We start from the raw sequence: 19,593 nt of genomic DNA on the forward strand, positions 1-19,593 counted from the left end.
CGGCGGCGACGGCGGAACCACCGCGGGATCAGCAACGGCGGTACGGACGGCGGCGGTTCGCGCAGCGGCGGCTCGGGCTCCGGCGGCTCTGACGGAGGCGGAACGGGCGGGGGAGCGGCGAGCGGCGGCGGCAAGTACGACTGTCAGGTCTGGCGCACCGCCACGTCGTACACGGCATCCGGCAGCGAGGCCGGAGTCCTCGACGCGGGCACCAACTACTTCTCCTGCCAGTCGAATCCGGGCCGCCGCGAGACCCACGGCGAGTGGACCAACGTGTGGATCACCTCAGCCCCTCCGGCGTTTGAGGAGGTCCGAACGAAGTTCGGATGCGGGGGTCCGGGGCGGAGGCCCGGTTTCGGGAAGGGGCGGGGTGGGGGACTTGGAAGTGGGCGTATCCCGGGGTTCCCGGGGGCTCCTATTCGTCGCCCCCGGCGCCCCCGGCGCCATCCACTCGCACCCACTCCACCCGCACCCACCAGGCACTACGCCGCCGGCGGCAACTCCCCGGACCCACGCGCAATCAGCCGCGTCGCCAACTCGATCCGCTCCGGCGCCACATCCTGCGCCCCGTCGAGCCGCCTGAACAACCGCTCCGCCGCCGTCCGCCCCAGCGCCGCCGCATCCTGCGCGATGACGCTCACACCGGGCTGCAGGAGGTCGGCCAGCTCGAAATCGTCGAACCCGACCAGGGCGACCGGGTGGGGCAGGCCGGCGAGGACCCGTACGACCGTGACGGTCACGCGGTTGTTGCCCGCGAATATGGCCGTCACCGGGTCAGGACCGGTCAGCATCGCCTCGGCCGCCGTGCGCACCCGGCCCGCGTCGGTCGTGCCCAGGGACACCCACGCGTCGTCGGCCGCCAGACCGGCGTCCTCCATCGCCGCACGGTAGCCGCGCAGGCGCTCCGCCGCGGTGTGGATGCGCGGCTGGTCGCCGATGAAGCCGATCCGCCGGTGTCCGTGGGCGATCAGATGCGCGACGCCGTCCCGCGCTCCGCCGAAGTTGTCCGAAAGCACGGTGTCCGCCTCGATCCGCCCGGCGGGACGGTCCACGAACACCGTGGCGACCCCGGCCTTGATCTCCGGCTCGAGATAGCGGTGGTCGTCACCGGCGGGAATCACCACCAGGCCGTCGACCCGCCGCGCGCACAGCGCCAGCGCCAACTCCTGTTCGCGGTCCGGGTCCTCGGCGCTCGACCCGTTGATCAGCAGCGCGCCGTGTGCTCGCGCCACCTCCTCGACCGCGCGGCTCAGCGGACCGTAGAACGGGTCGGCGAGATCCTCCAGTACGAGACCGATGCTCGCGGTCCGGCCCTTGCGCAGCACGCGTGCACTGTCGTTGCGGCGGAAACCCAGCGCCTCGATGGCTTCCTGGACCCGGCGTTCGGTGTCGGGTGTCACCCCGGACTCTCCGTTGACGACCCGGGAGACCGTCTTGAGGCCGACTCCCGCGCGTGCGGCGACGTCCTTCATGGTGGGCCTGTTGCCGTAGCGGCTCTCGGTCCCCCTGGCTGATTCCGCCACGTATGCCGTCCTGTCCTCAAGTGCTCGGTGCGCATGCTGTTCAGCCGTACGCGCCACCTGGCCGAGCCCGACGGACAGGACCTGGAGGGATCGCATACGTGTGGCGTCGAGCATAGAGCCTAGACAACGTTGTCAGCCCGGGAGAGACTGTCGACCTGCCTCTGCGACCTGGAGAAGTGGTGTCTTTGGGGGCCAGGGGGAGCTCTCACCGACCAGGAGACCGACCGTGATGCAGAACCACCTCGTCGCCGCGCTCGACATCGGCGGCACCAAGATCGCCGGTGCGCTCGTGGACGGCGCCGGCCGGATCCTGGTCCGTGCGCAGCGTCCGACGCCCGCACAGGAGGACGGTGACACGGTGATGCGCGCCGTCGAGCAGGTGCTCGGCGAGCTCGCCGCCTCGCCGCTGTGGGCGCGCGCGGAAGCCGTGGGCATCGGCAGCGCGGGTCCCGTGGACGCTTCGCTCGGTACGGTCAGCCCGGTCAACATCCCCGGCTGGCGCGGCTATCCGCTGGTGGACCGGGTCCGGCAACTCGCCGGCGGGCTCCCCGTCGAGCTGATCGGTGACGGGGTCGCGATCACCGCGGCCGAGCACTGGCAGGGTGCGGCCCAGGGGTACGACAACGCGCTGTGCATGGTCGTCTCCACCGGCGTCGGCGGCGGCCTCGTGCTCGGCGGAAAACTGCATCCCGGACCGACCGGCAACGCGGGCCACATCGGCCACATCAGCGTCGACCTCGATGGAGACCCGTGCCCGTGCGGCGCGCGCGGCTGTGTCGAACGGATCGCCAGCGGACCGAATATCGCCCGTCGCGCGCTGGACGGCGGCTGGCGGCCGGGCGCCGACCGCGACACCTCGGCGGCGGCGGTGGCGGCGGCGGCGCGGGCTGGTCATCCGGTCGCGCTGGCCTCGTTCGAGCGGGCGGCCCAGGCGCTCGCCGCGTCGATCGCCGCGACGGCCACGCTGGTCGAGATAGAGATCGCCGTGATCGGCGGGGGAGTGGCGAAGGCCGGCGACGTGCTGTTCACGCCGCTGCGCCGCTCCCTGCGCGACTACGCCACGTTGTCCTTCGTGCGGAACCTGACCGTCACTCCCGCGATGACCGGGACCGATGCCGGCCTGGTCGGTGCGGCCGCGGCGGCGCTCGGGAACGGTGCGCGCGTGGGGGCGGGCGCGCCCGCATAAGGGTGAGCCCACGGGGTGCGCCGAGTGGGGCGATACCCCAGCGCTCCGATCATTTTCTGAACCAGGGTGACGGGTGTGAACGTGATGGATCGTCACGTTCCTCCGTACTCACACCGGTTGTCAGTTGTCATGGCTGTGCCATGCCGCGCGTTTACGGTAGGCGGTGTTCAAGTCTGTTGGAAGCGATGCGATAACGGTTCGCCCTTGTCCTGCCGCACCTCTTGACCAACCTGCAGGTTGGCAGTGAGATCCAAGCCTCCCGTTCGATTGTGTTGGGTTCGCCCGACGGCAGTACGAGTCAATCAAGGAGAGGGACATGACAGAGTCATCGTTCACTGGGCAGGGTGCGCTCCGCGGCGGACCCCGAAACGGTGCAGGACATCGGATGTCCCGGCGGACTCTGCTGCGCGGCACCGCCCTTGGTGCCGGAGCCGTCGCACTGCCTTCCCTGCTGACCGCCTGCGGCGGTGGGCCCGCCGATGCCGGCAAGACCGTCGCCATGGGATCCAACGCCTCCGACCCGGTGCCGAAGAAGGCGTACGCCGAAGCGTTCAAGGCGTACGAGAAGCAGTCGAAGGACGACCGCAAGGTCAAGGTCAACACCGTCGACCACAACTCGTTCCAGGAGAACATCAACCGCTATCTGCAGAGCACCCCGGACGACGTCTTCATGTGGTTCGCCGGATACCGGATGCAGTTCTTCGCGAAGAAGAACCTGCTGCACGACATATCCGATGTGTGGTCCGGCTTCGACGGCTTCACCGACGCGATCAAGGACCAGTCGACGGGCGAGGACGGCAAGCAGTACTTCGTGCCGTACTACTACTACCCGTGGGCCGTCTTCCACCGGAAGAGCGTCTTCCAGAAGTACGGCTACGAGGCGCCCAAGGACCTTGACGCCTACGTCGCTCTCGCCAAGCAGATGCAGAAGGACAAGCTCGTCCCGATCGCCTTCGCGGACAAGGACGGCTGGCCCGCCATGGGCACCTTCGACTACCTCGACATGCGCATCAACGGCTATGAGTTCCACAAGGCGCTGATGGCCGGCGAGAAGGCCTGGAACGGTCCCGAGGTCAAGGAGGTCTTCGACACCTGGCGCTGGCTGATGCCGTACCACCAGGAAGGCGCCAACGGCCGCACCTGGCAGGAAGCGGCGCAGGGACTGCAGAAGAGCGAGGCCGGCATGGCGGTCTTCGGCCTGCCGCAACCGGGCCAGCAGTTCCCGGACGACGAGCGCGACGACCTCGACTTCTTCGCCTTCCCGGAGATCAACCCGGAGCACGGCCAGGACGCGGTGGAGGCGCCGATCGACGGCTTCCTGCTGGCGAAGAAGGGCAAGAACCTCAAGAACGACAAAGGGATGGACGCGGCCAAGGACCTCCTGAAGTTCCTTGCCACCGCCGAGGCCGAGAACATCTACCTCACGCACGACCCGAGCAACATCGCCGTCCACGAGGGCGCCGACACCGGCAAGTACACAGAGCTGCAGAAGAAGGCCGTCGAGCTGGTCTCCGGTGCCCAGCAGATCTCCCAGTTCCTCGATCGCGACACCCGGCCGGACTTCGCCTCCACGGTGATGATCCCGGCGCTGCAGAGCTTCATCGGCAACCCGAAGGACGTCGACGGCCTCGTCAACGACATCGAGCGACAGAAGAAGACCGTCTTCGCCGCCGCCTGAGCCACCGACTCACCCTTACGTACTGGGAGTTCACACCCGTGTCGCTCACCTCCACGCGGGGCGATCGAGGCCGGCGGCGGCGCGGCGCGCGGCGGGGCAACCGCCCCGGCCCCCTCCGCCTCCGGGGCCTGCTCCGCCCGGCCCTCCTGGTCCGCCCGCTCATCGTCTGGGGCCCGACCCTCGCCTCCATCGGCCTGTCCTTCACCAACTACGACGGCGTCAGCGATATCGGCTGGGTCGGCCTGGACAACTACAGGACCGCGTTCACCGAGTACCCGCAGTTCTGGCCCGCCGTCCGCCACAACCTCATGTGGCTCGGCTTCCTGGGCCTGGTGGCCACGCCGTTCGGCCTGTTCCTCGCCGTGCTCATCGACCGCGGTGTGCGCTTCAGCCGCTTCTACCAGTCGGCGATCTACCTGCCGGTCGTGCTGTCGCTCGCCATCGTCGGCTTCATTGCCCAGCTGGTGTTCTCCCGCGACCAGGGAGCGCTCAACGCGCTGCTCGGCCGGCAGGACAATCCGATCGACTGGATCGGCGATCCGGACATCAACATCTGGATGGTGATGATCGCCGCGGCCTGGCGGCACACCGGCTACGTGATGATCCTCTATCTGGCCGGACTCAAGGCGGTCGACGCCTCCCTCAAGGAGGCCGCCGCGATCGACGGGGCCAACGAACGCCAGACCTTCTTCCGCGTGGTCTTCCCGACGCTCCGGCCGGTCAACATCATCGTCATGGTGATCACGGTGATCGAGGCGCTGCGTGCCTTCGACATCGTCTACGCCATCAACAGAGGCAGAAACGGCCTGGAGCTGCTGTCCGTGCTGGTCACCGACAACATCATCGGCGAGGCCAGCCGGATCGGGTTCGGCTCGGCCATCGCCGTGGTGCTGCTCGTCCTCTCCCTCGGATTCGTCGTGACGTATCTGGTCCAGGAGCTCCGAGGGGAGAAGAACCGTTGAGTGCCGCACCCGCACCCGCGCCGACGGCCACCACCGAGCGGGTGTCCGCGCCCGGGGCCCGCCCCCGGCGCCGCGGCCGCTGGGGTACGCAGATCTTCCTCACCGCCGTCTCGCTGGGCTTCCTCGCCCCGCTGCTGCTCGCGGTGTACGCCTCGCTGCGGCCGTACGACGAGACGGCCGAGGAAGGCTACTTCTCGCTGCCGAAGTCCCTGTCGTTCGACTACTACAAGCAGGCGTTCAACGACTCGGAGATGACGAAGTACTTCATCAACACTCTGATCATCGCCGTGCCCGGCGTACTGATCGTGCTGTTCCTCGCGTCGTTCGTGGCGTTCGCCGTCTCGCGCCTGAGGATGCGCGGCGGCATCGTGCTCGTCATGCTCTTCACGGCGGGCAACCTGCTGCCCCAGCAGGTGATCATCACGCCGCTGTATGCCCTGTTCAACCAGATCGAGCTGCCCTACTGGATGTCGGACTCGTACCTGATGTACGACTCCTACTGGGCGGTGCTCGCCGTCCAGGTGGGATTCCAGCTGGGCTTCTGTGTGTTCGTGCTCGCCAATTTCATGCGCACGCTGCCGCAGGAGATCATCGAGGCGGCGATCGTGGACGGCGCCGGCGTGTGGACCCAGTACTGGCGGATCACCCTGCCGCTGTGCCGGCCCGCGCTCGCGGCGCTCGGCACGCTCCAGTTCACCTGGATGTACAACGACTTCCTCTGGGCCCTGGTGTTCATCAACACCGGCGACAAGCTGCCGATCACCTCGGCCCTGAACAACCTCAGCGGCCAGTACTTCACCGACCACAACCTGCTCGCCGCGGGTTCCGTGATCGTCGCGGCGCCCACGATCATCGTGTTCCTGCTGCTGCAGCGGCACTTCATCGCGGGACTGACGCTGGGGTCGTCGAAGGGCTAGGGGCCGGCAACCCGCCGGGGACTCCGCGTCATTCAGGCTGCTCCGGCCACGCGTCGGCGACTTCGTCGGGCACCGCGCCGCCGGCCAGCACGTTGGCGGCGAGGTCGGGCAGGGGGATGCCTTCGGCGATGGCGCGGGCCCGCAGACGGTCGAGCGCGGCCTCCGGGCCGACGCGCCACTGTTCGGCCAGTACTTCGGTGGCGAGGTGCGTGGTGCCCCAGTGCGCCTCGATCACCTCGGCCGGCTCCCACGGCGGCAGGTCATCCGTGACCAGACGCTTCATCGCATGCACCTGCAGCACCTTGGCGATCTCGGCGGCGCCGGCCAGGGCTTCCCGCACGGTGAAGTCGTCCATGGGCTTGGGCTCGTAGCGGAAGAGGTCCATCGCGCCGACGCACTGGCCGCCGGTCAGCAGCGGGAAGGCGTAGACGGCACCGACCTGCGGCAGGTGCTCACGCAGCAGCGGACCGAACAGGGGCCACAGCGCGCGGTGTTCGCGCACGTCCTCCCACAGCACCACATGGGCGGTCGCCGAGGCCATGATGCAGGGGCCCTGGCCTGATTCGAACTGCAACTCCTCCAGCCTGAGTCCGACATCGTCCGAAGCGCACAGCAACTGCCGTTGCGGGAAGTGCGTCAACAGCGAGAATGTCGCCCCGTCCACCGGCAACGCCTCGCACAACGCGGCGCACATCCGCTGCGGCAGGCGTTCCTCGGGCGCTTCATCCGCTGCCGCGCGGATGCGCTCTGCCAACGATCGGTCTTCCACGGCAACCCCTCGGTGGAGACGGCTTTCCGGGTCCGGGTTCCCCCGCGGCGTTCACTTACGCAAGTCGGTGCAAAGGTCGCCGTCTCAGTCCCTGGAAACGGGGTGAGTACCCCGCGGCCTGCTGCTTAAGGTGCCGCCATGGCCGACTCTCCCGCGCAGGAAAGTGCCCGGGCTCACACGCCGTGGGACCCCGGCTCGATGATCTCGTCGAGGACGCTGCGTACGGCCTGGAACGCGCAGCCGTAGACCTGTGCCGCGAACTCCTCGTCGGGATCGGCCCGTTCCAGCTCCGCGGTGCGCGAGCGCCAGTCGTGCTCCTGGCGTGCGGCCCAGTCACGGGCGCGCAGAATGCGCCTCAACAGTTCGTCCGAATCCACGATGTCGGTCATATCTCCCGGTTACCCCGCAGGTCGCGGACCAGACCCCGCACGCCCGTCGCGTACGGGGTTACGTGGCACGGCGGAGCGGGCAAGCCACACGGGGGCCGGTAGCAGAGGGGGAATCGTGATCGTCTGGATCAACGGGGCGTTCGGTGCGGGGAAGACCACCACCGCCCGCGAACTGCTCGACCTGATCCCGAACAGCACGCTCTTCGACCCCGAGGTCATCGGCGGAGCGCTGCCCCGGCTGCTGCCGCCCAAGCGTCTGGCGGAAGTGAGCGACTACCAGGATCTCGGCTTCTGGCGGCGGATGGTGATCGACACCGCCGCCGCGCTGCACGCCGAAGTCGGCGGCGTCCTGATCGTCCCGATGACGCTCCTTCACCAGGAGTACCGGGACGAGATCTTCGGCGGACTCGCGGCACGGCGCATCCCCGTCCGCCATGTGCTCCTTGCCCCGGCCGAAACGATCCTGCGCGAGCGGATCGCCCAGCGCGAGGTGCCGGACACCCCCGACGGCGAACCACGGGTGCGCCAGTGGTCGTTGGAGCACATCGAGCCCTACCTCGACGCACTCGGCGCCTGGCTGGCGGCCGACGCGTACCTTCTCGACACCGGTGTGCTGAGCCCGCGCGAGGCCGCCGAGCGGATCGCGGAGGCGGTGCGCACCGAGGTCGCGGGGGTGAGTGAGATCGTGCAGACCCCCGAGCCCTCCTCGGAGACGCTCGCCTCCGGCGTCCTGCTCTTCGACGAGCAGGACCGCGTGCTGCTCGTCGATCCCACGTACAAAGCGGGGTGGGAGTTCCCCGGCGGTGTGGTCGAGCCGGGTGAGGCACCCGCCGCGGCCGGGATACGGGAGGTCGCCGAGGAGACCGGCATCCAACTGGTCCGCAATCCTGGCCTGTTGGTCATCGACTGGGAGGCGCCGCACCCTCCGGGATACGGCGGTATACGGCTGCTCTTCGACGGCGGCCGGCTCCCCGCCGACGCCGCGGAACGGGCCCTGCTCCCCGGCCCGGAACTGCGCGCCTGCCGCTTCGTCTCGGAGACGGAGGCCGCCGCCCTGCTGCCGCCGGTGCGCTACGAGCGGCTGCGGTGGGCGCTGCGTGCGCGGGAGCGGGGCGCGCCCATGTACCTGGAAGGCGGCGTTCCGGTCGGCTGAGGAACCGTACGGCTCACACCAGCGGCTCACGGCAGATACGACTCCAGAGTGCCCCGCCTGCGGACGTCCAGCGTCGCACAGTGGAAGGAACCGCCGAAGGGCGCGTAGTGCAGCAGATCGCAGGGGATCGGTTCGAAGCCCCAGCGCTCCAGGGCCCGCAGCATGCCCGTGTGGTGGCGCTCCGCGATGACCCGTTTCTCGTCCACCATGAGGACGTTCATGCTCAGCCACTGCCCGCACATCGACGTGATCTTGAGCAGTCGGTCGTCGATCGGATCGGGTTCCGGGGCGACCAGGACGTCCCAGGAACGCAAGCCTTCCGGGAGCCGGTCGGGGTCCACGTAAGCCGGGTTGATGAGTACCTTGCCGGGGGCCAGCGGCATGAACGTGGTGTCGATATGCATCGGGGTGCGGCAACTGCTGTCGATCTCGTGGATGCGGTAGCCGGGGCCGAGATGCCGGCGCAGCCACTCGATGCCCGTCCGGTTGGTGACATTGCTGCGGGTCACGAACAGATCGCGGCCCGCCCTTACGAAGTCTGCGGCGTCGAAGACCGGCTCGAACTCGGTGAGGATGTAGCGCATCGGCTCGTCCTCGCCCGGGGTGCTGAAGTCCGGCTCGAACAGTTCGTCCGTCAGCTGGGGCTTGGGCGCCGAGGTCCAGCGGGCGCCGCGCCGGAAGTAGTCCTTGAGCAGGGCGCGGTAGGAGTGGGTCTCGAAGTAGCGGCAGGGCCAGGCCATCGGTGTCTCGATGATCTCGTCGCCGATGACCAGGAGACTGTCGCGGGGGCAGGTGTTGCAGAAGCCGCGCGCGGACCAGTCGGGAGTGGCGAAACGCCGTTTGTGGTCCACCGGTTCGGGCCGCCGCACCGTGATGCCCAGGGACTCGAGCAGTTCGACGAAGCCGTCCAGCTCGTCCTGGGCGGGCCCGATCAGGCGGCGCGGATACCGCAGTCCCGCGGCCAGACCCTGCAGCCGGCCGGCCCACGAGGGGACGTTGCAGGTCACGACGGGGTGGTCGGTGGGGATCGTGGCGCCGTCGAGGCGGCCGACCACGATCTCCTCCAGCGGGTCCCATTCGTTGTGGGAGCTCACCGGGGATCGTGGTGCGGCTGCGGGATCCGTGGACGGCTGCGAGGGCGGACGCGGTGGGCGTACCGGGCGGTCCGCTGTCGTTCTCGCTTCGAGGCTCTGTCCCACGACACTGCTCCCTCGACTGTGGCCAATTCTACGCCGGCGCCCGCAGCCATGCCTCTGACCTGCTGTCCTGCCGCATGGGCCGGGCACGCCGAGTACCCGCGTTGATCGCGGCGAAGCCCGGCGGTCGCGCACGTGGCCGAAAAAGTACGGTCCCGCTCCCCCGCGGGGGGGCGGGACCGTAGCGGGAGAGCGGGGCCCGTGGAGGCCGGCGGACGGTCAGGCCTTGGACGCCGCGTAGTTCTGCAGGAACAGCGCCTCGGTGATCGACAGCTGACGCAGCTCGTCCGGCGAGACCGACTCGTTCGGGGCGTGGATCTGCGCCTCCGGCTCGCTGAGACCGATCAGGAGGATCTCCGCGTCCGGGTAGAGCGCGTCCAGCGTGTTGCACAGCGGGATCGAGCCGCCCTGCCCCGCGTACTGCATCTCCTGACCGGGGTAGGCGACCGCCATCGCATCCGACATCGCCTGATACGCGGGCGAGTTGACGTCGGCGCGGAACGGCTGGCCCTGACCGATCTGCTCGGTGCGCACCTGGGCGCCCCAGGGGGTGTGTGCCTCGATGTGGGCGCGAAGGAGCTTGGTGGCCTCGGCGGCGTCGGCGCCCGGCGGCACCCGCAGGCTGATCAGGGCGCGGGCGCTCGACTGCACGGACGGGGTGGCGCCCACGACCGGCGGGCAGTCGATGCCGAGGACCGTGACGGCGGGGCGGGCCCAGATACGGTCGGCGATCGTGCCCGAGCCGATCAGCTCGACACCGTCGAGGACCTTGGCGTCACCGCGGAAGGCGTCCTCGGGGTACTGCAGACCTTCCCAGGTCTGGTCGCCGGCCAGGCCGTCGACCGTGGTCGAACCGTCCTCGGCGCGCAGCGAGTCGAGGACGCGGATCAGCGCGCCGAGCGCGTCCGGGGCGGCGCCGCCGAACTGGCCGGAGTGCAGATTGCCCTGGAGGGTGTCCATCTCGACCCGGAGCATGGTCATCCCGCGCAGCGTCGAGGTGACGGTCGGCAGCCCGACGCGGAAGTTGCCGCTGTCGCCGATGACGATCGCGTCCGACGCCAGGAGCTCGGGGTGCGCCTCCGCGTACCGCTCCAGTCCGCCCGTGCCCTGCTCCTCGGAGCCCTCGGCGATGAACTTCACGGAAACCGGGATGCCGCCGTTCTCCTTCAGCGCACGCAGCGCCAGGAGGTGCATGATCACGCCGCCCTTGCAGTCCGCGGAGCCGCGTCCGAACCAGCGGCCGTCGCGCTCCGTGAGCTCGAACGGCGGGGTGAGCCAGGCCTGCTCGTCCAGCGGCGGCTGCACGTCGTAGTGCGCGTACAGCAGCACGGTCGGCGCGCCCTCCGGGCCCGGCAGCAGACCGTAGACGGACTGGGTGCCGTCCGGGGTGTCGAGGAGCGCCACGTCCGTGAAGCCCTCGGTGCGCAGTGCGTCGGCGACCCAGTTCGCGGCGGGTTCGCTCTCGCTCTTCGGGAACTGCTCGAAGTCCGCCACCGACCGGTACGCCACCAGTGCGGCCAGCTCCTGCTTCGCCTTCGGCATGAGGGCGGCGATGGTCTCGGCGATCCGTTCGTGCGCCGGGTTCGGCGACATGGGCACGCTCCTGGTGGGTGCGACGTTGTACAGGTGTGCGGAAGTTGTGCACGTATTCCGCATGGGGATCTTTTCACAAGGGGAGACGCCCTGTTCCGGCGGCGGGGGCCCACCGCGCCCGCCGTAGGATCTGGCGTAGAAGGAGCAGCAGACCCCTCGGATCGGAGCAGCAGGCCATCGTGAGCAGTGAGAACGCGGACCGTAACGCCCCGGACGAGACACCTGAGGTATGGGACGTCGTGGTGGTGGGCGCAGGACCCGCCGGAGCGTCGGCTGCCCATGCGGCGGCTGTCGCCGGGCGGCGCGTCCTGCTCCTGGAGAAAGCGGAACTGCCGCGGTACAAGACCTGCGGCGGCGGCCTCATCGGCCCCTCGCGCGACGCTCTGCCGCCCGGCTTCGAGCTGCCGCTCAAGGACAAGGTGTACGCGGTGACCTTCTCCCTCGACGGGAAGTTCGCGCGCACCCGCCGCTCCAAGAAGATGCTGTTCGGTCTGATCAACCGTCCCGAGTTCGACCAGCAGCTGGTCGAGTCGGCGCAGAAGGCGGGCGCCGGGCTGCGCACCGGCGTCACCGTCTCGCGCGTCGAACAGCACGGCCCCGAGGTGCCCGGCCGGCGCACGGTCGCGGTGGGCCTGAGCGACGGCGGGACGGTCCTCGCCCGCGCGGGCGTCGGCGGCGGCGGCAGCGCGAGCCGGATAGGAGCACACGTCGGGGTGAAACTCGACCAGGTCGATCTCGGCCTCGAAGCCGAGATCCCCGTGCCGCCGACGGTCGCCGAGGACTGGAAGGGCCGCGTCCTCATCGACTGGGGCCCGCTGCCCGGGAGTTACGGGTGGGTCTTCCCCAAGGGCGACACCCTCACGGTCGGTGTGATCTCGGCCCGGGGCGAGGGCGCGGCCACCAAGCGCTACCTCGAGGACTTCATCGGGCGGCTCGGTCTCGCGGGTTTCGAGCCGGCGATCTCCTCCGGCCATCTCACCCGGTGCCGCACCGAGGACTCGCCGCTCTCCCGCGGTCGCGTCCTGGTCTGCGGTGACGCGGCCGGGCTGCTCGAACCGTGGACCCGCGAGGGCATCTCGTACGCACTGCGCTCGGGCCGTCTCGCGGGGGAGTGGGCCGTGCGGATCGCCGAGGCGCAGGACGCGGTCGACGCACGGCGGCAGGCACTCAACTACGCGTTCGCCGTCAAGGCGGGCCTCGGCGTGGAGATGAACATGGGCCGCCGGGTGCTGACCCTGTTCGAGCGCCGTCCCGGGATGCTGCACGCCGCGATCACCGGCTTCCGGCCCGCCTGGAACGCGTTCGTACGGATCGTGCAGGGCGCGACCTCGCTTGCCGAGATCGTACGGACGCATCCGATGGCGCGGCGGGCGGTCAGCGCGCTGGACCGGGATCCCGGGCAGCCTCAGGCGTGACGTCCGGGGCGGTCGCGGGCTTGATGAGCGGGGTGTCCCGCGTGAACGGACGGAATCCGAGGCTGGAGTACAGGCCGCGCGCCGCGGGATATCCGGGGGCGCCCAGGCACGCGACGGTCATGTGCGTGGCCCCGGCCGCACGGGCCAGGTGCATGCCCTGCAGCAGCAGCGCCCGCGCCAACCCCCGGCGGCGGTACGCCGGGTGGGTGCCGACCGGCTCGAACTCGGCGGTCCGGTTCACCTCGTCCAGCCACATGATCGCCGAGCAGGCCATGGTCCCGTCCGGGGCCCGCACCAGCAGGTGCAGATCGCCGCGGTATCCCGCCGTCGCCCGCACCGACTCGTACGCCTCGACGGAGTAGGCCGAGGTGTGCCAGGCGTCGACATGGGCCCGGACCGCGGCTTCGGGGCCCGCTTCGTCGGCGGTGAGGAAGCGGAAACCGTCGGCGAGTACCGGCTCTTCCAGATCGGTGAGGTCCCGTTCGTTGAGCTGGGTCCACGAGCCGTGGTCCCCGACCTCGGACGGATCCGTCAGGTAGCCGTGCGCGGCCCAGCGCTCGAGGGCGTATGTGTCGTCGGCGCTCGGCAGCACGGTGCGTTCGAGGCCCGCGGCCACGCGGTCGTACCAGGCGATCACCTCGTCGACGAGCCCGGCGTGACCGGGGTGGATCTGATACGCGAGATACGCGCCCGTGATGTCCTTCACCGACCCGTCGCTCAGCTTCACCTGGCGCGGCAGCTGGGCCCACGCCCAGGCCACCGGCTCACCGCCGTCAGCGTCTGCCTCACCGACGTCAGCGCCTGCCCCGCCGGCGAACCAGAGCTTGCGCGGCCAGTGCGCACCCTGAGCGGTATGGCCCTTGCCCCAGATCCAGGCCAGTTCGCCGTACGACGCGTCCGCGTTGATCAGCTCCGGGCGTGTGGCGGTGACCCGCTGCGCCAGCGACTGCATCAGCCGGACATCCGCTGCGGTCACCAGTTCCAAGTCGGTCATGGTGGGTCACTGTGGCAGAGCCGCGCCGGGCCGTCGATCCATTTCCTTTCCGCCGGCGCCCGGCGTCGGTTCCTTCACGTCCCGAGCTCGGGCGACGGCGCCGTCCCGCGGTGCTGAGTCGGGGTGATGCCGCGCAACCGCTTGAACGCGACACTCAGCGCGAAGGTGTTGGCGTAGCCGACTCGTCGGGCGATCGATCCGACCGTGGCGTCCGTGTCGCGCAGCAGGTCGGCTGCCAAGCCGATGCGCCAAGCGGCGAGGTAGGCCATCGGCGGCTCGCCGACCTGCGCGGTGAAGCGGCGGGCGAAAGCCGCGCGGGACACCCCCGACTCGGCCGCAAGACCCGCCACCGTCCACGGGCGGGCCGGATCGGCGTGGAGCAGTCGCAGCGCATGCCCCACCACCGGGTCGCGTGAAGCGCGGTACCACGGTGGCGCGTTGGCCTCGGACCGGTCGAACCAGGTGCGCAGTGTCGAGAGGAGCATCAGGTCGAGCAGCCGGTCGCGCATCACCTGCTGTCCGGGCCTGTCCGTGGCCATCTCCCCGACGAGAAGGTCGAACAGCGGGCGGCGGCCGTCGGCGGGGATGACCAGGTACTCGGGCAGGGCGAGGAGCAGCCGCTCGCTGATCTCGCCGCGGCCGGTATATGCACCACTGAGCAGCAGAGCCGAGTCCTCCGGCTCGGCTCGGGGCCCGTCTTCGTAGGAGGGCGTGCAGTAGTCGGCGCTCTCGACCACGACCTGCGGCGGCGTAGCCGGATCATCCGCGACCGTGTACGGCGCACGGCCGCGCATGATCGCGATGTCCCCGGTGCCGACCGGCACCGGTTCGCCGTCGTCCGGAACGATCCAGGCCCTGCCGCGCAGCATCGTGGCCAGGGTGAGCGGTGATCCCCCGGCGAAACGCAGGGACCACGGTCCGCTCATGGCCGTCCGCTGGAACAGCGCGCCCCGCGCCCGCACTCCGTCAAGGAGGTCGGAAAGTACATCCATTCCTCGACCGTAGACGCACAGACATCGAAGTGAGTCGGCAGGCCATGGCTCGTCTCATACGAAGCGGCTTGGCTGGGCTCATGACGACACATCGTTTTCTGGTAACGGGCGGTACGGGCAAGTCAGGCAGCCACGTCGTGTCCCGGCTGCGGGCGCAGGGTGCCCCGGTCCGTGTGGCCTCACGTACCGGCGAATCGGCCTTCGACTGGCACGACCGCGCCACCTGGGACACCGCGCTCGACGGCGTCAAGGCGGTCTACCTCGTGCCGCTCGACGGGCACCTCCTCACGCGTCCCTTCGTCGAGCGCGCCGTGAAGCTGGGTGTCGAGCGCCTCGTGCTGCTGTCGGGGCGCGGCGTGGACGTGCCGGGCTACTCCGGCGAGGCCAACAGCGCCGGCGCCACCCACGTGGACGGTGAGAGCGCGGTGCGCGCGAGCGGAATCGACTGGACGATCCTTCGGCCCGCGTGGTTCGCACAGAACTTCAGTGAGGGAATCTTTCGCGACGCGGTCCTTGCCGGTGAACTGAGGCTCCCGGCCGGCAACGGCGCGGCCTCCTTCGTCGACGCCGTGGACATCGCCGCGGTCGCGGTAGCCGCGCTCACCGAGGACGGCCACCAGGGTGAGACGTATGAGCTTTCCGGGCCCCGGGCCCTGACCATCGCCGAGGCCGTCGCCGAGATCGCCGAGGCGACCGGCCGCAGCGTCCGCTATGTCCCGCTCTCCCCGGGCCGGTTCGTCTCGGAACTCACCGAGCAGGGTTGGCCGGTGGTGGAGGCGGAGGACTATGCGGAGGCAGTGAGCCCGATCCGGCGCGGAATGGACGCCCACCTCTCCGACGGCGTGTGGCGCGCCCTGGGCCGGCAGCCGCGCGACTTCACCGACTTCGTTCGGGCGGCGGCGCGCACCTGGCGTGATTGAACGCCACCGGCCGCCCGCGCGGCGCGGCGCCGGGCCGGGGCAGTGCGCCGCACGTCATGTACTTCACCGGGAGTACCCGCGCTCACCTCCCACGGCTGACGTCGTGGCACGTCCGGGCGGTCTAGCGTGGCGGTATGGCAGACCAGCACACCCCCGGGTCCCCGACGCGCTCCTGGGGCGGACCGCCGTGGCGCGACGGCCCGCACGGACCGCCGTGGCGCGGTGGGCCGCCCAGCCTCCAGAGGTGGGTGGAGCGCGGCGGTCTGCCCTGGATCTCCACGCTCGTGGTCACGGTCTTCGTGCAGATGGGCAGCACCTTCGCCGCACACGCGCAGACCGACTACCGGGCCGGGCTCGATGTGTTCGCCCGGGCCGTGCTCTTCATCGGCACCGCGCTGTTGCTGCTGCGCAAGAAGCACCCCGTGCCGGTGGTGTTCGGCGTCGCGGCCACCACGATGCTCTATCTCGGCGCCGGATATCCGTACGGTCCGGTCTTCGTCACCGTCGCCTTCTCGGTGTTCGCCGCGGTCGTCGCCGGCCACCGGCGTGCGGCGTGGGCGGCGATCGGGATGCTGTGGCTCGGGCATCTGCTGATCTCCCACTGGCTGTACCGCTGGCTTCCGCCCGACGGTGACACCGCCGCCTCGTGGAGCGGTGAACTGGTCGTCGCCGCCTGGGTGGTGGCCATCGTCGCCGTCGCCGAGCTGGCCCGTTCGCGCCGCGAGCAGTGGGCCAAGGAGCGTGCCGAGCGGGCGGAGGCGGCGCGTCGCAGGGCCGACGAGGAGCGGCTGCGGATCGCCCGCGAACTGCATGACGTCCTCGCGCACTCCATCTCGGTCATCAATGTGCAGGCGGGCGTCGGTCTCGCGCTGCTCGACGCTGATCCCGAGCAGGCCCGCACCGCGCTGACCACCATCAAGTCGGCCAGCAAGGAGGCGCTCGGCGAGGTCCGTCAGGTCCTCGAATCCCTGCGGGCGCCCGGCGACGCCCCGCGCGCACCGGCGCCCGGTCTCGACCGGCTGCCCGAACTGGTGCAGCAGGCCGCGAGCGCCGGACTCACCGTCGAGGTGGGCAGGGAGGGCAAACAGGTGGCGCTCGCACCCGGCGCCGACCTCGCGGCGTTCCGTATCGTCCAGGAAGCGCTGACCAATGTCGTACGGCACTCGGGCTCGCGGCGCGCCCGGGTCACGATCGGCTACGGGACCCGTGAACTGGAGCTACGGGTCGACGACGACGGTCCCGCCACCCAGGCCGACGCGGGCGGCAGCGGCAACGGGCTTGCCGGAATGCGGGAGCGGGCGGCGGCGCTGGGTGGCACGATCGAGGCCGGCCCGCGCCAGGACGGCGGTTTCCAGGTGAGGGCCGTGATCCCGCTGCGACCCAAGGAGACTTCGCCATGATCCGGGTACTGCTCGCCGACGACCAGTCATTGGTCCGTGCCGGATTCAAGGCGCTGCTCGACGCCCAGGCCGATATCGAGGTGGCCGGTGAGGCGGCGGACGGCGAGGAGGCCGTGCGCCTGGTGCGTGAACTGCGCCCGGACGTCGTCCTGATGGACATCCGGATGCCGCTGCTCGACGGCCTGGCCGCCACCCGTCGTATCACCGACGACGGCGAACTCGCCGCGGTGAAGGTCGTGATGCTGACGACGTTCGAGCTCGACGAGTATGTCTTCGAGGCCATCCGCGCCGGCGCCTCGGGCTTCCTGGTCAAGGACACCGAGCCCGAGGAACTCCTGCGCGCGGTACGGGCGGTGGTGGACGGGGACGCGCTTCTTTCGCCGGGCGTGACACGGCGGCTGATCGCCGAGTTCGCGGCGCGTTCCAAGGAACCGGCGATCGAGCAGAGCCTCGGCGAACTCACCGAGCGTGAGCGCGAGGTGATGGCGCTGGTCGGTATCGGTCTCTCCAACGAGGAGATCGCCCGCAGGCTCGTGGTCTCCCCGCTGACGGCGAAGACCCACGTCAGCCGCGCCATGGTGAAGCTCGGCGCCCGCGATCGGGCCCAACTGGTCGTGCTGGCCTACGAGTCGGGGCTGGTGCGGCCGGGCTGGCTGGGCTGACGTGTGGCGTTCTGGAAACGCCACAGGACCGTGATGACCCGTACGAGAAAGGCGAGCGTCGCGAGGACGGTCCCGGTCGCCACCAGGACCTTCCGCACTCCCACCGGGAAGTCGAAGATCCACCCCGGACCGGCCACCGCGGCGAACACCAGCACGGCGAGGCACGCGCCGGAGAGGAACGCGTAGCCGATCTCGACGGTGACGGCGTCCCGTTGTGCCTGTGTACGGCTGCCCATGGCAGTCAGTGCATCAGACACCCGAGGTCTCCCGCCAGAGGCGGGCCACAGCGGCGTCACCGGCGATATGCGGCAGGGGCAGCCGGTTCCACAGCGCCGGATACAGGCGTGCGGCCGGTCCGCTGATCTCGCAGTCGGCCTCGCCCTCGGCATCCGGGGTCGTGACCGGGGGCTTCTCCGAGAGGCGTACGGTCCATACCGCGTCCTCGTCGGTGGTGCGTACCCGCAGCACCTTGGGCTCCTCGCTGCGGACCCGGCTCCTTTCCCGGGCATGGAAACCGCGCAGCAGCTCATCGATCCCGTCGGCGGCGAAGGCGGAGTCGAGGGTACGCGGCTCCGGCCGGGCCAGGGCCGACTCCGCGTCGACCCGGTGCACCGCGGTCTCGTGCGCCTGCCGCCGCGCCCAGAACGCGCGTGGGGAGGGAGCCGGCAGGAACGCCCAGCACTCCAGTTCGTCGGGCGCCTCCTCCAGCGCCTGGACGAGCAGGTCATGCCCCTCGCGGAACCAGGCGACCAACTCGTCGCCGTCCACGTCCGGTGCCGCGCCGAGGGGACGCCCCGAGGTGTGCTTCTCCACCAGGTATGAAGTGGCCCAACGGTGCACCGCACCGGTGTGCCGCAGCAGATCCCGCACCTGCCACCCCGGACAGGTGGAGACGGCCGCGTCGGGTCCGGCGGCCTCGGCGTCCGCGGCCAGGAGCCGGCCCTCGGAGCGCAGGGCGGCGATGTGCGTGGCGATGTCCATGACCCGGGATCCTAGGCACAGCCCGCCGAAGCGACCAGCGAGTTCCACCCGGTGGACAGCGGCGCCTCGCACCCGGCCGGGCGACGGACGGCAGTCACGACCGAGGCGCCGGCGGCTGTGATGGGGCCCCATTGCCGGTCGACGTACGGCGTCTCGATCTCGGGGCCCGCCGCACCGAGGCCTGAACGAAGCGGGCGCTACCAGCCGAACATCTGCGTCCAGGTCCAGTCGCTGGTCACGACTCCCAACCCCATCGTCTTCAGACCGCAGTTGAGGATGTTCGCGCGATGGCCCTCCGAGTTCATCCACGCGTCCATCACGCTCTGCGCGGAGCCCTGGCCGCGGGCGATGTTCTCGGCGCCCGCGTTGTCGACGCCCTGTGCGGCCGCGCGGTCGGTGAAGGTGCGCCCGTCCTGGCTGGTGTGGCTGAAGTAGTCGTTCGCCGACATGTCCTCGCTGTGCAGCTGCGCGGCCTTCGACAGGCGGCTGTCCAGCTTCACCGGCGAGCAACCCGCCTTGGCACGCTCCGCGTTGACCAGTCCGAGCACCTGCTGGGCCTGTGTGCCGCCAGGGTTGGCCGGGGGCTTCGGGGGCGGGGCGGGCTCGGTGGTCTTCGTCCTCGTCGGCTGCGGCTTGGGGGTGGTCGGCTTCGGCGACTTGGAGACGGAAGGGCTCGGCGACTGTGTATCGGCGGTGGCGCTTTCGGCCTCGGCGGGGGAGTCCGACTCGGTGGCGTTGGCCGCCTGCACCTTGTCGCTGTCGGCGTCCGGTGTCAGCAGGTCGATCCCCACGGCCGTCACGCCCGTGACGAGCAGCACGACCACGGCGGGCGCCCCGGCCCGGCGGGCGGGGCCGGCGCCCCC

Annotated in this window: 19 protein-coding genes; 9 read left to right on the plus strand and 10 right to left on the minus strand. The window is 70.4% G+C overall.

What is annotated here, in order from left to right; all coding sequences use genetic code 11:
* Positions 1-482: 482 nt before the first annotated feature.
* A complete protein-coding gene (locus JAO81_RS21210; RefSeq protein WP_233415701.1) occupies positions 483-1,472 on the minus strand; it encodes a LacI family DNA-binding transcriptional regulator in 990 nt (329 codons plus the stop codon).
* A gap of 280 nt (positions 1,473-1,752) precedes the next feature.
* Between JAO81_RS21210 and JAO81_RS21215 the strand changes: the two genes are divergently transcribed.
* The 4 genes from JAO81_RS21215 to JAO81_RS21230 all read left to right on the plus strand — a co-directional run bounded on the left by JAO81_RS21215 (position 1,753) and on the right by JAO81_RS21230 (position 6,266).
* On the plus strand, positions 1,753-2,709 hold the full coding sequence (locus JAO81_RS21215) for an ROK family protein (RefSeq protein ID WP_199549499.1): 957 nt from the start codon (positions 1,753-1,755) through the stop codon (positions 2,707-2,709).
* Positions 2,710-3,094: 385 nt separating this feature from the next.
* Entirely contained in the window at positions 3,095-4,387 is a 1,293-nt protein-coding gene (locus JAO81_RS21220; protein WP_199549478.1) for an ABC transporter substrate-binding protein, read from the plus strand.
* Positions 4,388-4,425: 38 nt separating this feature from the next.
* Positions 4,426-5,349, plus strand: coding sequence for a carbohydrate ABC transporter permease (locus JAO81_RS21225; RefSeq protein WP_199549479.1), 924 nt, complete (start codon positions 4,426-4,428; stop codon positions 5,347-5,349).
* Positions 5,346-6,266, plus strand: a complete 921-nt coding sequence (locus JAO81_RS21230; protein ID WP_199549480.1) for a carbohydrate ABC transporter permease — start codon at positions 5,346-5,348, stop codon at positions 6,264-6,266. The genes JAO81_RS21225 and JAO81_RS21230 overlap by 4 nt, the downstream gene beginning before the upstream one ends.
* Before the next feature lie 28 nt (positions 6,267-6,294).
* Here JAO81_RS21230 and JAO81_RS21235 read toward each other — a convergent pair whose 3' ends face one another.
* On the minus strand, positions 6,295-7,020 hold the full coding sequence (locus JAO81_RS21235; RefSeq protein WP_199549481.1) for a GAF domain-containing protein: 726 nt from the start codon (positions 7,018-7,020) through the stop codon (positions 6,295-6,297).
* 188 nt (positions 7,021-7,208) lie between these two features.
* The gene (locus JAO81_RS21240; protein WP_165335271.1) at positions 7,209-7,424 is read right to left on the minus strand and encodes a hypothetical protein; all 216 of its coding nucleotides are present in this window, start codon (positions 7,422-7,424) and stop codon (positions 7,209-7,211) included.
* A gap of 112 nt (positions 7,425-7,536) precedes the next feature.
* Between JAO81_RS21240 and JAO81_RS21245 the strand changes: the two genes are divergently transcribed.
* Positions 7,537-8,577, plus strand: coding sequence for an NUDIX hydrolase (locus JAO81_RS21245; RefSeq protein WP_199549500.1), 1,041 nt, complete (start codon positions 7,537-7,539; stop codon positions 8,575-8,577).
* A 26-nt stretch (positions 8,578-8,603) separates the two neighbouring features.
* Here the strand turns inward: JAO81_RS21245 and JAO81_RS21250 are convergent, their stop codons facing one another.
* A complete protein-coding gene (locus JAO81_RS21250) occupies positions 8,604-9,671 on the minus strand; it encodes an amidinotransferase (protein ID WP_199549482.1) in 1,068 nt (355 codons plus the stop codon).
* Between the two features lie 321 nt (positions 9,672-9,992).
* Entirely contained in the window at positions 9,993-11,366 is a 1,374-nt protein-coding gene (locus tag JAO81_RS21255; RefSeq protein ID WP_199549483.1) for a dipeptidase, read from the minus strand.
* A gap of 179 nt (positions 11,367-11,545) precedes the next feature.
* Here JAO81_RS21255 and JAO81_RS21260 point away from each other — a divergent pair, with 179 nt between their 5' ends.
* On the plus strand, positions 11,546-12,781 hold the full coding sequence (locus JAO81_RS21260; RefSeq protein WP_199549484.1) for a geranylgeranyl reductase family protein: 1,236 nt from the start codon (positions 11,546-11,548) through the stop codon (positions 12,779-12,781).
* Here the strand turns inward: JAO81_RS21260 and JAO81_RS21265 are convergent.
* On the minus strand, positions 12,741-13,775 hold the full coding sequence (locus tag JAO81_RS21265) for an N-acetyltransferase (protein WP_199549485.1): 1,035 nt from the start codon (positions 13,773-13,775) through the stop codon (positions 12,741-12,743). The genes JAO81_RS21260 and JAO81_RS21265 overlap by 41 nt on opposite strands.
* A 74-nt stretch (positions 13,776-13,849) precedes the next feature.
* Positions 13,850-14,767: an AraC family transcriptional regulator gene (locus tag JAO81_RS21270; protein ID WP_199549486.1), complete on the minus strand. Its 918-nt coding sequence runs from the start codon at positions 14,765-14,767 to the stop codon at positions 13,850-13,852.
* Positions 14,768-14,811: 44 nt separating this feature from the next.
* On the opposite strand from JAO81_RS21270, the gene JAO81_RS21275 reads away from it, so the two are divergent.
* From JAO81_RS21275 to JAO81_RS21285, 3 genes are all read left to right on the plus strand, one after another.
* The gene (locus JAO81_RS21275) at positions 14,812-15,687 is read left to right on the plus strand and encodes an NAD(P)H-binding protein (protein ID WP_199549487.1); all 876 of its coding nucleotides are present in this window, start codon (positions 14,812-14,814) and stop codon (positions 15,685-15,687) included.
* Positions 15,688-15,821: 134 nt separating this feature from the next.
* On the plus strand, positions 15,822-17,087 hold the full coding sequence (locus JAO81_RS21280) for a sensor histidine kinase (RefSeq protein ID WP_199549488.1): 1,266 nt from the start codon (positions 15,822-15,824) through the stop codon (positions 17,085-17,087).
* Positions 17,084-17,749, plus strand: a complete 666-nt coding sequence (locus JAO81_RS21285) for a response regulator transcription factor (RefSeq protein WP_199549489.1) — start codon at positions 17,084-17,086, stop codon at positions 17,747-17,749. Before JAO81_RS21280 ends, JAO81_RS21285 begins: the two co-directional genes overlap by 4 nt.
* Here the strand turns inward: JAO81_RS21285 and JAO81_RS21290 are convergent.
* The 3 genes from JAO81_RS21290 to JAO81_RS21300 all read right to left on the minus strand — a co-directional run.
* Complete coding sequence (locus JAO81_RS21290; RefSeq protein ID WP_199549501.1) at positions 17,710-17,985, minus strand: DUF6332 family protein; 276 nt, start codon at positions 17,983-17,985, stop codon at positions 17,710-17,712. The two genes, JAO81_RS21285 and JAO81_RS21290, sit on opposite strands and share 40 nt — an antisense overlap.
* Positions 17,986-17,998: 13 nt before the next feature.
* A complete protein-coding gene (locus JAO81_RS21295) occupies positions 17,999-18,730 on the minus strand; it encodes a maleylpyruvate isomerase family mycothiol-dependent enzyme (RefSeq protein WP_199549490.1) in 732 nt (243 codons plus the stop codon).
* A 197-nt stretch (positions 18,731-18,927) separates the two neighbouring features.
* A partial coding sequence (locus JAO81_RS21300) for a CAP domain-containing protein (protein ID WP_199549491.1) occupies positions 18,928-19,593 on the minus strand: 666 nt, incomplete at its 5' end.

The sequence above is a fragment of the Streptomyces sp. N35 genome, assembly GCF_016464295.1.
GTDB lineage: Bacteria > Actinomycetota > Actinomycetes > Streptomycetales > Streptomycetaceae > Streptomyces.

Bases quoted from the DNA above. Each gene is read 5' to 3' on its own strand.
- JAO81_RS21240 (WP_165335271.1), bottom strand. From the start codon at position 7,424: ATGACCGACATCGTGGATTCGGACGAACTGTTGAGGCGCATTCTGCGC.
- JAO81_RS21270 (WP_199549486.1), bottom strand. From the start codon at position 14,767: ATGGATGTACTTTCCGACCTCCTTGACGGAGTGCGGGCGCGGGGCGCG.
- JAO81_RS21265 (WP_199549485.1), bottom strand. From the start codon at position 13,775: ATGACCGACTTGGAACTGGTGACCGCAGCGGATGTCCGGCTGATGCAG.
- JAO81_RS21280 (WP_199549488.1), top strand. From the start codon at position 15,822: ATGGCAGACCAGCACACCCCCGGGTCCCCGACGCGCTCCTGGGGCGGA.
- JAO81_RS21290 (WP_199549501.1), bottom strand. From the start codon at position 17,985: ATGGGCAGCCGTACACAGGCACAACGGGACGCCGTCACCGTCGAGATC.
- JAO81_RS21255 (WP_199549483.1), bottom strand. From the start codon at position 11,366: ATGTCGCCGAACCCGGCGCACGAACGGATCGCCGAGACCATCGCCGCC.
- JAO81_RS21215 (WP_199549499.1), top strand. From the start codon at position 1,753: ATGCAGAACCACCTCGTCGCCGCGCTCGACATCGGCGGCACCAAGATC.
- JAO81_RS21220 (WP_199549478.1), top strand. From the start codon at position 3,095: ATGTCCCGGCGGACTCTGCTGCGCGGCACCGCCCTTGGTGCCGGAGCC.
- JAO81_RS21285 (WP_199549489.1), top strand. From the start codon at position 17,084: ATGATCCGGGTACTGCTCGCCGACGACCAGTCATTGGTCCGTGCCGGA.
- JAO81_RS21210 (WP_233415701.1), bottom strand. From the start codon at position 1,472: ATGAAGGACGTCGCCGCACGCGCGGGAGTCGGCCTCAAGACGGTCTCC.
- JAO81_RS21275 (WP_199549487.1), top strand. From the start codon at position 14,812: ATGGCTCGTCTCATACGAAGCGGCTTGGCTGGGCTCATGACGACACAT.
- JAO81_RS21295 (WP_199549490.1), bottom strand. From the start codon at position 18,730: ATGGACATCGCCACGCACATCGCCGCCCTGCGCTCCGAGGGCCGGCTC.